Origin of the sequence: Psychroflexus aestuariivivens (genome assembly GCF_004010055.1) — a bacterium.
GTDB classification, from domain to species: Bacteria; Bacteroidota; Bacteroidia; order Flavobacteriales; family Flavobacteriaceae; genus Psychroflexus; species Psychroflexus aestuariivivens.
On sequence record NZ_RQVT01000056.1, the window covers coordinates 108,465 to 122,577 of the forward strand.

The following is a 14,113-nucleotide window of genomic DNA, read 5'->3' on the forward strand; positions in this document are numbered from 1 at the left end:
AATTTCTAAAACTGTTTGGGCGGTTGTTTCTGTTCGGAAAGAAAAGGTGATCTATAAAACACCTTGTAAAATTCAGTATGACTGAAGTGAAATTTTGGTCTGTAAATTTCAAATTCCTGATTTTCTATAAAATCAGCGGAATTTGAACAAATTTCGATACAGTGTTGTTGATTTGAGTCTGAAGTTGACGATTTGTCATTGGAAATCATTCCCAAATCTGGCATGCCGAGTGCTTCAGCTTTGTTCTGAAATTCAATTTTATTTTTGCAACTACGTTTTACTTCAACTTCTGTCAACGTCAAGTCTGAAACCAACATAGCAGAACTTGGCGTGACATAAATCAATACAAAAATAAGTGCAATTATCGGTTTCAAAATATTTGGCTGAATTGTTTTTGCAATAATAAGTATTTCAATAAAAGCCTTTAGTAACATCTGTTACAATAGTTGTTATTTCAATCCCATGACCAAAATGAAGTTTGCAACGTTAATACTCTTTAAATAATCGGCTTGGATTAAAAATTAAATTTTAATTTTACATTTTAAAAAAATAAAAACATGAGCGATAAATCAGGAAAAGTTCAAGATTTAATAGATAAGAAATTTTTAGAAAACCGTAAAATTTTCCTTAACGGTCAGGTGGACGGCAAAAGCGCAAAACACGTTATCGACCGACTGCTTTATCTAGACATGGAAAGTCAAGATGAAATTCAGCTTTACATCAATAGTCCAGGCGGTTATGTCACTGATGGTTTTGCGATTTACGATACGATTTCTAGTTTAAAAAGTCCTGTTTCTACAATTTGTAGCGGCTTGGCGGCTTCTATGGGTTCTATTTTATTGTCCGTTGGCACAAAAGGCAAACGTTATATTCAACCACATGCCAAGGTTATGATTCACCAACCACTCGGTGGTGCTAAAGGGCAAGCTTCAAATATTGAAATTCAAGCCAAAGAAATTTTGAAAACCAAAGAATTAAGTGCTCAAATTTTAGCAGATAATTGTGGCCAAGATTTTGAAAAAGTGATGAAAGATTTCAACAGAGATTATTGGATGGATGCCAAAGAATCTGTTGAATACGGAATTGCTGACGGTATTTTAGAATAAATATTTTGCTTCACTTCAATCATATTTCTGCAGAAGACTGCATCCCACTTAGAAATAAAATTTTAAGACCAGGAAAAAACGCTGAAGAATGTATTTTTGAAGGCGATTATTTAAAAAGCACCATGCATTTTGGTGCTTTTTTTGATTCAGAAATAATAGGTATCTTAAGTATTTTCAAAAAAAATTGTATTGAAATTGAAAGTTCAAAACAATTCCAATTACGAGGCATGGCAGTAAGTTCTGAATTTAGGAAACAAAACATAGGCAAAAAACTTCTAGTTTTTGCTGAATCTAAAATAAAAGAAACTCAACCTTCATGGATTTGGTGCAACGCGCGAAGTTCAGCTGTTTCATTTTATAAGAAATCTGGTTACGAAATCATTTCCGAAGAATTTTTAATTCCAGAAGTCGGACCACATTTTAGAATGTCAAAACTTGTATAATGAAACGTAGAGATTTTTTGTTGAAATCAAGTCAAGCAGCAGTTTTTTCTAGTTTACCTTGGTCGTTTTATGGAGGTTTTTTTCAAAATGAAATTAAGGTCAATCAAGTATTAGGTATTGATGATAAGCATTTGTCCAAATCTGAAATTCCATTGGAAATGGACACACTTTCTGCATTTCAGCAGATGAAATCTGAAGCCAAACAAGAAGGCATTGATTTAAGAATAGTCTCAGGTTACCGTAGTTTTGCCAGACAAAAAGCGATTTGGGAACGAAAATTCAAGAATTACACTAAAGAACTTTCTGCTGAAGGCGCGGTTCAAAAAATTATCGCCTTCTCCTCTATTCCCGGAACTTCACGTCACCATTGGGGAACCGACATCGACTTAATCGATGGCGCTGTTACTCGACCTAAAGGAGATTTGCTTTTAGCAGAAAATTATCATGGAAACGGTGCGTTTTGCAAGCTAAAAACCTGGTTGGACAAAAATTCTGAAAGATTTGGGTTTCACCTGGTTTACACGGACAATTTCGATAGAAGTGGTTTTCAATACGAGCCATGGCATTATTCATACAAACCAAAATCCTTGACTTTTTTAAACATTCAGCAATCAGAAAATTATCGAAAATCTTGGGAAAAATTGAATTTTGAAGGCAAATTAGTTTTAGATTCAGAATTCATGAATAATTATTTTGAAAAATATAGCTTAGGGATCAATCCAAGCTTAATGCCATCTTAAAGACTTGAAATTATCTATGAATAATTCATATTTTAGCAAAAAATAATCTGCAATGGGAAAAAAAGTCATACTTACAATATTAGACGGTTGGGGAATTTCTCCATCCAAGGAAGTTTCAGCGGTAGATAAAGCCAACACGCCATTTGTAGATAGTTTATACAAAAAATATCCACACGCCACTCTGCGTACTGACGGAATGAATGTTGGACTTCCAGAAGGTCAAATGGGAAATTCTGAAGTAGGACACATGAATTTGGGAGCTGGCAGAATTGTTTACCAAGATTTGGTAAAAATCAATATGGCTGTGGAAAAAAATACTTTAAAAAATGAGCCTGTTTTAGAACAAGCCTTTGATTATGCCAAAAATAATAATAAAGCTGTTCACTTTTTAGGTCTGGTTAGTGACGGTGGGGTGCATTCGCATATCAACCATTTAAAAGGCCTTACCAAAGCGGCCGAAGATTATGGTATTTCTAAAAAATATGTGCATGCGTTTACAGATGGCAGAGACGTTGACCCGCATTCTGGAAAAGGTTTTATTGAAGATTTAAAAGAAAACTTCAATAAAACAAACACTAAATTGGCAAGTATTATTGGCAGATATTACGCCATGGATCGTGATAAACGCTGGGAACGTGTAGAAAAAGCTTATGATTTATTAGTCAAAGGCGAAGCTGAAGCTTATACTGAAAATCCATCTGAAATTTTACAAAAAAGTTATGATGAAGGCGTTTCAGATGAATTCATCAAGCCGATTTGCATTACTGAAAATGACAAACCTGTCGCAAAAATTGAAGAAGGTGATTTAGTTATTTTCTTCAACTTTAGAACAGACAGAGGTCGCCAATTGACTCAAGCTTTAAGTCAGAAAGACTTCCCAATGAACGATATGAAGAGTTTACCTTTATATTTTGTTACAATGACAAAATATGATGATACTTTCAAAAATATTAATGTTGTTTTCAAAAAAGACAATATAAAAGCTACACTGGGCGAAGTTTTGGAATACACCGGCAAATCTCAAATACGAGCCGCTGAGACTGAAAAATATCCGCATGTCACTTTTTTCTTTTCTGGCGGTAGAGAAGAACCTTTTCGAGACGAAAAAAGAATCATGGTAAATTCACCAAAAGTTGCAACATACGATTTGCAACCAGAAATGAGCGCCTACGAATTACGTGACAAAATCGTAAAAGAAATTTCTGAACAAAATGGGGACTTTATCTGTTTAAATTTTGCAAATCCTGATATGGTAGGTCATACCGGAGATTTTGATGCCGCAGTAAAAGCTTGTGAAACTGTGGATGAATGTCTAAAAGACGTTGTCACTGAAGCAGAAAATCAAGATTATGCTGTCATTGTTATCGCCGATCACGGAAATAGTGAAATGATGATCAATCCAGACGGCTCGCCAAACACCGCACATACTACAAATCCAGTACCTTTCATTTTGGTCGACAAAGATGTAAAAAGTATAAAAGATGGAATTTTAGGTGATATTGCACCAACGATTTTAGATTTAATGGACATCGAGAAGCCAGATTTAATGACTCAAAACTCACTTTTACAATGAAAAATATATTGAAAATATTAGTCTTCAGCCTTGTTGCAATTGTCGGTCTTTCAAGTTTTAATAATCTTAAAATAGAAAGCGAAACTATTGAAGATATTACTTCTCAGAGATATGAATTAATGCTAGGCGAATTCACATTAGAGGAATTGAAAGCAACAAAAAATAAAAAATGGTTTGAATCTAATTACAAAACTTACAAACCTGATGAAAAAGTTTTAACTGAAATTAAAGAACATCTTAAAAACAATAATTTCAATATTGAAATTTATCTTGGAACTTGGTGTCCAGATAGTAGACGCGAGTTCCCTAGAATGATTAAAATTCTAAATGAATCTAATTTTGACATTGAAAAACTTAAGATTGTCGGTGTCAATCGTGACAAAGTTGTTCCAGAAGTGTCTGAAGAAAAAAGAGAAATACTTAATGTGAATCACGTTCCTACAATCATTTTTTATAAAGATGGAAAAGAAATTAATCGTTTTGTAGAGTTTGCACAAGAAAATTTAGAAAGTGATGTTTTAAAAATTGTTTCAGGACAAGATTATAAACACAGTTATGAAGATTTCTAAATAAATTTAATTATGATTTCATCTAGACAACCAACACTAGCGATAGATTTTGATGGTACAATTGTGGAAGATAAATTCCCAGATATTGGCAAACCAATGCTGTTTGCTTTTGAAACACTCAGGAAGCTTCAAGATGAAGGTTTCACATTAATTTTATGGACCTATAGAAGTGGCGAAAAATTAGACGAAGCCGTAAAGTTTTGCGAAGACAAAGGCATTTCATTTTATGCTATCAACAAAAGTTATCCCGAAGAAGAAACTTCCGATAACATAAGTAGAAAAATCAACGCCGATGTTTTTATAGATGATAGAAATATAGGAGGTTTTCATGGTTGGGGAAATATTTATAGAGAATTAATCGGTGAGGATAGCGAATACAGTAAATTTAAAGAAGAAAAAAATAGAGGATTTTTTAAATCAATTTTTAAAAAGTAAATTAATGATCATTACAAAGTCACCTGAAGAAATTGCATTGATGCATGAAAGTGCACAAATTGTATCTAAAACTTTAGGAATTTTAGCTAAGGAAGTCAAACCAGGTGTTACCACTTTGGAACTAGACAAACTTGCTGAAGAATTCATACGTGACCACGGAGCTGTCCCAGGTTTTTTAGGATTATACGACTTTCCTAATACTTTATGTATGAGTCCAAATTCTCAGGTAGTTCACGGTATTCCAAACCGAAAAGCTCTAGAAAATGGAGATATTATTTCTATTGATTGTGGTGCGGTAAAAAATGGATTTTATGGCGATCATGCTTACACCTTTGAAGTCGGTGAGGTCACAGAGGAAGTAAAAAAACTTATAAAAGTTACCAAAGAATCATTATATAAAGGTATTGCACAATTCAAATTAGGCAATCGTGTTGGTGATGTTGGTTATGCAATTCAAAAACACACCGAAAAACACGGTTATGGCGTAGTCAGAGAATTAGTTGGTCACGGTTTAGGAAAAACAATGCACGAAGATCCAGAAATGCCTAATTATGGTAAACGCGGTCGTGGAAAGAAGTTCGTAGAAGGAATGACTGTTGCCATAGAACCTATGATAAATATGGGAACCAAGCGTATAAAGCAACTGCCAGACGGTTGGACTATTTTGACTTCGGATGGGCAACCAAGTGTTCATTTCGAACATGACGTCGCAATCGTAAACGGTGAACCTAGATTACTTTCTACCTTCGATTATGTTTATGAAGCTTTAGGAATCGAAACTGAAGAAGAAAATCCATTCCGATTGGATTTAGCAAATTTGAAATAAAACCAAGCTCAAAAAGTTCAAAACCGGATACCTAAAATTTATATTAGCAAAGTTTTAACCAAGTTGTTTAATATTTAACTTGTTTTTTTAAACAAGATGAAACAATAATTAATATTTTTGATTATTGTTAAATGGAACTATGGGAAATATTAAACAAAACTTCAGTATAAAGGATTTAGAATCTCTAAGCGGTATCAAAGCTCACACAATAAGAATGTGGGAAAAGAGATATGGTGTTCTAACTCCTCAGCGCACCGAAACAAATATTAGAAATTACGGTGTCACCGGACTTCAGAAGATTCTAAACATTGCATTTTTAAATGAAAATGGATATAAAATATCCAGAATTTCTAAAATGGATGATGACGAAGTTTCAAAACTAGTAAGAAGCATAACAACCAGTAAAAGTAATGCAAGTCGAGCTTTGAAATCCTTCAAAGTGTCCATGATGAATTTCGACCAGGCACTTTTCTTGAAAACATACGAGAACCTCCTCACAACAAAAACTTTTTCTGAAATTTACAACGATGTTTTCATTCCATTAATGATTGATATAGGAATGTTATGGCAAGCTGGAACAATAACACCAGCGCATGAGCAATTCATTTCTAACTTAGTGAAGCAAAAGCTTTTTATCAACATAGAAAAGCTTCAAAAAGAACAAGCACCAAAAACAGATAAAGTATTTATCCTGTTCCTTCCTAACGAAGAAATTCATGATATTGGTCTGTATTACGCCAATTATGAAATACTTTCTCATGGATACAAGGCTATATTTTTAGGCCAAAGTACACCTATGGAAGATTTAACTTACCTATCTTCATTATTTGATAATACAATTTTTATTAGCTATCTGACCATCAAGCCAGATAATGTGATGGAATATTTAGAAAACTTCAAAGAACAAATTTGTAGTATAAATGATAGTCAATACTGGATTCTAGGTAGAAAAGCTGTAGAACTTTTAGAAGAAAATAAAAGTCTACCATTAGGCATTCGAGCGTTTACAGATATATCAGAATTGACTTTAAATTTATAAAATGAAGAAAAATATTGCTGTCATAGGATCTGGATTTTCATCATTAGCAGCAGCATGTTATTTAGCTAAAGATGGAAATAATGTTCAAATATTTGAAAAAAACGATGGTATTGGAGGACGTGCAAGACAAATGAAAGCTGAGGGATTCACTTTTGATATGGGTCCATCTTGGTATTGGATGCCAGATGTTTTTGAAAGGTTTTTTGCAGATTTCGATAAAAAACCTTCAGATTATTACCATTTAGATAAACTCAATCCTGGTTATAAAGTTGTTTTTGGAGAAAATGATGAAATTGAAATTGGTGATGAATTGGACAAAATCTATAAAGTTTTTGATAAAAACGAGGAAGACGGGGCTAAAAAATTAAAAAAATTCATTGACAATGCAAAAAAAAACTATGACATAGCTATTAAAGACTTGGTATATAAACCTGGTGTGTCTCCACTTGAATTAGTTACACCAAAAACCATCAGCAAACTTGGTGAATTTTTTAGTACTGTAGATAAAGATGTAGAAAAGGAGTTTGAAAATGAAAAACTCAAGCAAATATTAAAGTTTCCTGTATTATTTCTAGGAGCAAAACCAAGCGAGACGCCTTCTTTTTATAGCTTTATGAATTATGCCGATTTCGGCTTAGGGACTTGGCATCCCAAGGGTGGTTTTTTTGCAGTAATTGCTGCGATGGCAGATTTAGCGAAATCTTTGGGAGTTAAGATTCATACCAACAGTAATATTGAAAAAATAATTGTTGAAAATAAAACAGCCAAAGCTTTAAAAATTAATAATGAAATTGAAAATTTTGACGTAATTCTATCTGGTGCAGATTACCACCATACCGAAACTTTACTAGATGAAAAACACCGTCAGTATTCTGAAAAATACTGGGATAAAAAGATCTTTGCACCTTCTTCTTTGCTTTTTTATATCGGTTTCGATAAAAAAATAAAAAATGTAAATCATCATAATTTATTTTTTGACGTTGACTTCGATAAACACGCAAAAGCAATTTATACTGATCCAAAATGGCCAGAAGAACCCTTGTTTTATGCGAATTTCACTTCGAAAACCGATCCTAAAACCGCTCCAGAAGGTTGTGAAAATGGTTTTTTTCTTGTACCAATTGCACCAGGAATTGAAGATACAGAAGAATTGAGATCGCAATATTTTAACAAAATTATGACAAGATTTGAATCTTTAACTCAACAAACTGTTAGAAAAAATATTATATTTAAAAAAAGCTTTTGCGTAACAGATTTTATTAAAGATTACAATTCATATAAAGGTAATGCATATGGGATGGCAAATACGCTTTTGCAAACGGCTTTTTTGAGACCGAAGCTGAAAAGTAAAACTGTAGAAAACTTATATTTTACAGGTCAGCTTACTGTCCCAGGCCCAGGAGTTCCTCCATCCTTAATTTCAGGAAAACTTGTGTCTGAACTCATTAAAAAAAATTGCAGAAAATGAAATCATTATTTGACAATGTAGCCAATAGTTGTAGCAAAATTGTAACACATAGTTACAGCACATCATTTTCTATTGCTACTAAGCTTTTAGCGCCTTCTATAAGGCAAGATATTTATAATATATACGGATTTGTACGTTTTGCTGACGAAATAGTCGATACATTTCATGATTATGATAAATCTTTTTTATTTAAAAAATTTAAATCTGACATGTATGATGCAATAGAGCAGAAAATAAGTCTCAATCCAATTTTGAATAGTTTTCAGGAAACTGTTCATAAATACAATATCGACGTTGAACTTTACGAAGCTTTTATGGATAGCATGGAGAAAGATCTTCATAAATCAAACTATTTAACGCAAGAAGAATATGAAGCGTACATTTATGGTAGTGCAGATGTAGTGGGATTAATGTGTCTAAAAGTTTTTGTTAAAGGTGATCAAGAAAAATATGATGCACTGAAAAATGACGCTATGAAACTCGGTTCAGCATTTCAAAAAGTGAATTTTTTACGTGATTTAAAAGCAGATTCAGAAGAATTAGAACGCTCTTACTTTCCCAATGCAAATTTGGAAAGTTTGGACGAAGCCACAAAATCCCGAATTATAAATGAAATAGATCAAGATTTTGAAGCAGGCTTGCGTGGCATTAGCCACCTACCTGTGGAAGCGAAATTAGGAGTTTATACAGCATATATTTACTATTCTAAATTACTACAAAAGCTAAAGAATACGCCTTCTTTGGAAATTAAAAACAAAAGAATTCGGGTTCCAAACTATCAAAAAGCGAGTTTGTTGGCAAAATCTTATATTTCATGCAGATTTAACTTAGTTTAATTATGAATATTTTGATTTGGATTGTTTTATTTATAGCAACATTTTTGTTAATGGAATTTATGGCGTGGTTCACTCACAAATATGTTATGCATGGTTTTTTATGGGTTCTGCATAAAGATCACCACAAAAAAGACCATAAAAGTTGGTGGGAACGCAACGATTTATTTTTTGTATTCTACGCAGTAGTAAGTATGATTTTTTTTACTTCAGAATTCCAATTTAGTATCGCTATTGGTGCTGGTATTGCTGCGTATGGCCTAGCTTATTTTTTGGTTCACGATATTTTTATACACCAAAGATTCAAGCTTTTCAGAAATGCAAATCACTGGTATGCAAAAGGTATTCGACGAGCACACAAGATGCATCATAAACATTTAGGTAAAGAAGACGGAGAGTGTTTTGGAATGCTGGTTCCTCCAATGAAATTCTTAAAGAATAAAAAATAATTATTTTGAAGAAAGCAGCTATAATTGGATCCGGAATTGCTGGAATTGCATCAGCATTGCGTCTAAAAGCACAAGGATTTGATGTGGATGTTTTTGAGCAAAATGATTATACAGGAGGTAAATTACATAGTTTCCAACTTGGCGAATATCGCTTTGATTTTGGCCCTTCCCTATTTACTATGCCCGAATTTGTAGATGAACTATTCAGGCTTTTTGATAAAGAGCCAGCTTCATATTTCAACTACAATAAAAAAAAAGTGATTTGCAATTATTTCTGGGAAAATGGACAGAAATTTCAAGCAAAATCCGAAACTGAAAAATTTATTGAAAATGCCTCTGAAACATTTCAAGAACCAGTTGAAAACCTTAGAAAATATTTAGAAAGCAGTCGTAGTAAGTATGAATTGACTGCTGATTTGTTTTTGAAAAAATCACTTCATAAAGCATCGACTTATTTATCCAAATCGACAGTAAAAGCTATTTTAAATCTAGGAAAACTGCACTTGAACAGCTCATTAGATGGTGTAAATCAAGATTATTTCAATAACCCCAAATTGGTACAACTTTTCAACAGGTACGCAACTTACAATGGTTCTTCTCCCTACAAAACACCTGGCATAATGTCCATGATTCCACATTTAGAAATGAATTTTGGTACTTTTTTACCACAAAATGGAATGCATGATATTTCTAAAAGCTTAACCAAACTTGCTAAAGATGTTGATATTAAATTTCATTTAAATCAAAAAGTGGATGAAATTTTATGGGACAATAATAAAATTACAGGGCTAAAAATTGAGAACAAAGAGTTTTACTACGACACAGTGGTTTGCAATATGGATGTGTATTCCGCATACAATTCTTTGTTGAAAAAAGCGAAACCACCTGAGCAAACCTTAGCTCAGGAACGCTCTAGTTCTGCAATGATTTTTTATTGGGGAATCGATAAAACTTTCGATGAATTGGATTTACATAATATTCTTTTCACTGAAAACTATAAATCTGAATTTGACCATATTTTCAATAAAAAATACTTTTACAAAGACCCCACGGTTTACATCAACATAACTTCAAAAGAAGTCGAGAAAGATGCTCCAAAAAGTAAAGAGAACTGGTTTGTCATGGTTAATGCTCCAGCTAATTCAGGTCAAGAATGGAAAACGCAAGTCAGTTATATCCGTGAAAAAATTATTAATAAAATCAATTTATGTTTGAATACAAAAATTGAAAAACATATAGAAGTTGAAAAAGTAATTACGCCTGTGGATATCGAAAAACAAAGCGCTTCATATCAAGGTTCGCTTTACGGTACATCAAGTAATAATAAATTTGCTGCTTTTTTGAGACATCCTAATTTCAGCTCAAAAATCAAAAATCTATATTTTTGTGGAGGTAGTGTTCATCCAGGAGGTGGAATTCCATTATGTTTATTATCTGCAAAAATAGTTTCGGACTTAGTGGCAAAAAATAAAAAATGAAAACAAACCTAAAAGTAACGTCGCTATTTATTATTCTACTGTGGTTGTTTCACATTTCAGGAATAATCGGCATTAGCTTAGGATATTTAGATTGGTTTGCTTCAAAAACTAGTCTAAATTTGATTATTATTTTATTATCAGTAGTTTTTTGCTTTGATTTATTCAGTTTAAAAAAATCAATTATATTCATCTCAATTGCCATCTTAGGTTTTATCGTTGAAGCTTTAGGGGTTAACTATGGCTGGTTTTTTGGCGATTATTCATATGGAGAAAATTTAGGAGTAAAGATAAGTGGTGTTCCTATTTTGATTGGCATTAATTGGGCAGTTCTAACTTTTATTTGTGCTCAAATAAGTCATTTTTTCAAAATCAATTGGCTTATAAAAGTGTTCATCGGAACAATATTAATGCTGATTTTGGATTTTCTGATGGAATTCAATGCGCCAAGATTTGGGTTTTGGGAGTTTGAAAATTCAAGCGTGCCCTTATCAAATTATATAGCATGGTTTGGATTTGCATTACTTTTCAATTTTATTTTTCATTCAGCAAAGTTAGAAGGCAACTTAAAAATATCATCACATATATATATCGTTCAATTCATTTTCTTTACTTATTTCTATGTCTTCTACCAAATATAATTATATCATCATTGGTGCTGGTGCCGCGGGATTACATCTCGCTTTGGCAATGCTTGATGACGAATTCTATAGAGACAAAAAGATTTTGATTTTAGATAAAATTGAAAAAAACAAAAACGACAGAACTTGGTGTTTTTGGGAGAAAGGTGAAGGAAGATGGGATAAAATATTAACTAAATCTTGGAATCAAGGTTTAGTTGTTGCAAAGAACGAAAATATTCAGTTAGAATTGAATGCATATCGCTATAAAATGCTCCAGTCTTCTGACTTTTATAGGATGGCTAAATCTAAAATTGAAGCCCATAAAAACGTGGTTTGGCTAACTGAAGAGGTAACTAAAACCAGACAACTTGAAAATACTGTAGAAGTCTATACAGGTGAAGAAAAATATACGGCAGATTATGTTTTTGACAGTCGTATTCCGAAATCTTACAGTTTGAAACATCCAGAATATCTCAACATTGCACAGCATTTCAAAGGCTGGATGATAGAAACTGAAGCAGCTGTTTTTGATGATCAAAGATTTACAATGATGGATTTCAGCTTAAAAGATGGAAATACCACAAGTTTTACTTATGTCTTACCTATTTCATCTAAGAAAGCTTTAGTTGAATTTACTTATTTCACATCAAATTTGGTAGAGCCATCAGTTTACGAGAGTTTTATGGAGAATTACATTTCTGAAAAACTTGACATTGAAAAATATAAGATTGTAGACGAAGAACAAGGCGTCATACCGATGACTAATTTTCCATTTTCTAATTTCAGTAGTCAAAATATGATTAAAATTGGTACTGCTGGTGGTTGGGTAAAAGCCTCTTCAGGTTATTCTTTTAAAAACTGTGAAAAAGAAAGCCAAAAAATAATTGAAAAACTGAAATCTAAATCTGCAAATCTGCATGAAGCTCAAAATCCAAAATATAAACATTACGATAAAATATTTCTTGAAGTTTTAACCAAAAACAATGATTTTGGAGAAGAATTGTTTTATCGAATGTACAAAAACAATAAAATTGAAACGATTTTTAAGTTTTTAGACGAAAATTCATCTTGGAAAGAAGACTTAGAAATCATCACTAATTTAAGTTCAAAACCTTTTATAAAAGCTTTGATTAGACATGCAAAAAGCGGTTTTAAAATTTAAAATTCCTCAATTTTAGACAATCTAAATCTAGCGAACATTTCTTCATTGTACCAATCCAGTTGACGAGTTTTCTTTATCGCTTTGACGTGCTCCCTACTTTTATACGCAAACTGATTAAGGTTTTCTACAGAATCCCAAACGCTAAAAGTCATCATCTCGACAAAAGGCAATTCACCAAAACCTTTCGTGTAAAGCAAACCTTTTGCATTTTCTAAAGGTTTTTGAGATTCAGGGACATATTTCCAAAACTTTCTCAGCATGCGCTTCTTTATACTTGCCCTTGTAATTACAGCAATCTGATCTTCATCACTAATTGACTTTGGAGAAACTACTGATTCAAAAGGATTTTTAGAATTCCACAAGCCGTGAGCTTGAATATTTTCAAGAAAATAAATTTGGATATGTTTAGTATGCGATTTATACTTTTTGAATAAAGGATGATTTCGTTTGAAATTTTCAAAATCTGATGGTGAATTCCAAACCTGCAATAAAGCATAAACACGCCAGTCTGGCAAAGGATTAAAGTGCGCCTTACCGCTGCCCAAAAGCTTATAAAATTGTAAACCTTCAACTGTTTTCATCTGAAAATGACCAAACTGCATCATAGATAATGCCCAGAATTTATTTTGAAATCCTTCGTAATTAAAAACTGAAAGTGTCGTAATTTGTGGCATCAAAGCGATATTTAATTTCAAATATCATGTGTTTTTTAGAATTAAAACACAAAAAGCTAAAATTTAAAGAAAATTAAATAATAAATGAATCATTTATCCTGAATCAAGTCATCCAAAGTTTGTCTTACTAATTTACTATTCCAGTTAGCTGCGCCGCTTTTTTTGAATATAATTTTGCCGTTTTGATCAATTATAAAAGTGGTTGGTAAACTTCTACTCTGAAGAAGTTTTGGTGGATCTGAAATGAAATAATGAATCGGTAAGTCAAAACCTTTTTTATTCATGAATTTTTCAACAGTATTTGGTTGCTCTGAAGTGATAAAATAGAAATCCATATCGTTAATATATTTATCGTATAATGCTTGTAAACTCGGCATTTCTGCAATACACGGCCCGAACCAAGTTGCCCAGTAATTTATTAAGGTCAACTGATTTTTTGATTTGGTAAAATTCACGACTTCACCTTTTTTATTTTCAATATTCCAGTTGTAATTTGACAATTGCTCACGTTCAGTTGCCTTAATTTCTGATGGACTGAAGGATACAATCCTATTGATCATAACCTGTATCGGTAACCTTGTTTGTGGAATTAGTAAAAGCAAAATAATAACTACGAATAGTATGTTCCCCCAATGTTTCTTTAGAAATTTCATATTTTAAAAGTCGTAAAAACTGATTTAAAATAACAAAAAAGCCAC

17 protein-coding genes are annotated in these 14,113 nt (G+C 32.5%); 14 read left to right on the top strand and 3 right to left on the bottom strand.

Annotation, left to right across the window (positions count from 1 at the left end):
* Nucleotides 1–5 precede the first annotated feature (5 nt).
* Nucleotides 6–434 (bottom strand): hypothetical protein, encoded by a 429-nt coding sequence (locus tag EIG86_RS11930; protein WP_127846409.1) that lies wholly within the window; start codon nucleotides 432–434, stop codon nucleotides 6–8.
* A gap of 123 nt (nucleotides 435–557) precedes the next feature.
* On the opposite strand from EIG86_RS11930, the gene EIG86_RS11935 reads away from it, so the two are divergent.
* From EIG86_RS11935 to EIG86_RS12000, 14 genes are all read left to right on the top strand, one after another.
* Nucleotides 558–1,106, top strand: a complete 549-nt coding sequence (locus tag EIG86_RS11935; RefSeq protein WP_127846410.1) for a ClpP family protease — start codon at nucleotides 558–560, stop codon at nucleotides 1,104–1,106.
* A gap of 5 nt (nucleotides 1,107–1,111) precedes the next feature.
* Nucleotides 1,112–1,549 carry a GNAT family N-acetyltransferase gene (locus EIG86_RS11940; RefSeq protein WP_240032219.1) on the top strand — a complete coding sequence of 146 codons (438 nt, stop codon included), beginning with the start codon at nucleotides 1,112–1,114 and terminating at the stop codon, nucleotides 1,547–1,549.
* Nucleotides 1,549–2,289, top strand: coding sequence for a M15 family metallopeptidase (locus tag EIG86_RS11945; RefSeq protein ID WP_127846412.1), 741 nt, complete (start codon nucleotides 1,549–1,551; stop codon nucleotides 2,287–2,289). Before EIG86_RS11940 ends, EIG86_RS11945 begins: the two co-directional genes overlap by 1 nt.
* A gap of 52 nt (nucleotides 2,290–2,341) precedes the next feature.
* Nucleotides 2,342–3,862, top strand: a complete 1,521-nt coding sequence (gene gpmI, locus EIG86_RS11950; protein WP_127846413.1) for a 2,3-bisphosphoglycerate-independent phosphoglycerate mutase — start codon at nucleotides 2,342–2,344, stop codon at nucleotides 3,860–3,862.
* Complete coding sequence (locus EIG86_RS11955) at nucleotides 3,859–4,431, top strand: thioredoxin family protein (protein WP_127846414.1); 573 nt, start codon at nucleotides 3,859–3,861, stop codon at nucleotides 4,429–4,431. Before gpmI ends, EIG86_RS11955 begins: the two co-directional genes overlap by 4 nt.
* A gap of 12 nt (nucleotides 4,432–4,443) precedes the next feature.
* Nucleotides 4,444–4,866, top strand: a complete 423-nt coding sequence (locus EIG86_RS11960; protein WP_127846415.1) for a BT0820 family HAD-type phosphatase — start codon at nucleotides 4,444–4,446, stop codon at nucleotides 4,864–4,866.
* A gap of 4 nt (nucleotides 4,867–4,870) precedes the next feature.
* On the top strand, nucleotides 4,871–5,692 hold the full coding sequence (gene map, locus EIG86_RS11965) for a type I methionyl aminopeptidase (RefSeq protein WP_127846416.1): 822 nt from the start codon (nucleotides 4,871–4,873) through the stop codon (nucleotides 5,690–5,692).
* A 139-nt stretch (nucleotides 5,693–5,831) separates the two neighbouring features.
* Nucleotides 5,832–6,731, top strand: coding sequence for a MerR family transcriptional regulator (locus EIG86_RS11970; RefSeq protein WP_127846417.1), 900 nt, complete (start codon nucleotides 5,832–5,834; stop codon nucleotides 6,729–6,731).
* A 1-nt stretch (nucleotide 6,732) separates the two neighbouring features.
* Nucleotides 6,733–8,199 carry a phytoene desaturase family protein gene (locus EIG86_RS11975; protein ID WP_127846418.1) on the top strand — a complete coding sequence of 489 codons (1,467 nt, stop codon included), beginning with the start codon at nucleotides 6,733–6,735 and terminating at the stop codon, nucleotides 8,197–8,199.
* Nucleotides 8,196–9,035 carry a phytoene/squalene synthase family protein gene (locus tag EIG86_RS11980; protein ID WP_127846419.1) on the top strand — a complete coding sequence of 280 codons (840 nt, stop codon included), beginning with the start codon at nucleotides 8,196–8,198 and terminating at the stop codon, nucleotides 9,033–9,035. Before EIG86_RS11975 ends, EIG86_RS11980 begins: the two co-directional genes overlap by 4 nt.
* A gap of 2 nt (nucleotides 9,036–9,037) precedes the next feature.
* A complete protein-coding gene (locus EIG86_RS11985) occupies nucleotides 9,038–9,481 on the top strand; it encodes a sterol desaturase family protein (RefSeq protein ID WP_127846420.1) in 444 nt (147 codons plus the stop codon).
* Nucleotides 9,482–9,486: 5 nt separating this feature from the next.
* On the top strand, nucleotides 9,487–10,959 hold the full coding sequence (gene crtD / locus EIG86_RS11990) for a 1-hydroxycarotenoid 3,4-desaturase CrtD (RefSeq protein WP_317129935.1): 1,473 nt from the start codon (nucleotides 9,487–9,489) through the stop codon (nucleotides 10,957–10,959).
* A complete protein-coding gene (locus EIG86_RS11995) occupies nucleotides 10,956–11,597 on the top strand; it encodes a carotenoid biosynthesis protein (protein WP_127846422.1) in 642 nt (213 codons plus the stop codon). The genes crtD and EIG86_RS11995 overlap by 4 nt, the downstream gene beginning before the upstream one ends.
* Nucleotides 11,578–12,741, top strand: a complete 1,164-nt coding sequence (locus EIG86_RS12000; protein WP_127846423.1) for a lycopene cyclase family protein — start codon at nucleotides 11,578–11,580, stop codon at nucleotides 12,739–12,741. Before EIG86_RS11995 ends, EIG86_RS12000 begins: the two co-directional genes overlap by 20 nt.
* Here EIG86_RS12000 and EIG86_RS12005 read toward each other — a convergent pair.
* The gene (locus tag EIG86_RS12005) at nucleotides 12,738–13,436 is read right to left on the bottom strand and encodes a DUF3291 domain-containing protein (protein WP_240032220.1); all 699 of its coding nucleotides are present in this window, start codon (nucleotides 13,434–13,436) and stop codon (nucleotides 12,738–12,740) included. The two genes, EIG86_RS12000 and EIG86_RS12005, sit on opposite strands and share 4 nt — an antisense overlap.
* 68 nt (nucleotides 13,437–13,504) lie before the next feature.
* Entirely contained in the window at nucleotides 13,505–14,068 is a 564-nt protein-coding gene (locus tag EIG86_RS12010; RefSeq protein WP_127846424.1) for a TlpA family protein disulfide reductase, read from the bottom strand.
* Between the last annotated feature and the right edge of the window lie 45 nt (nucleotides 14,069–14,113).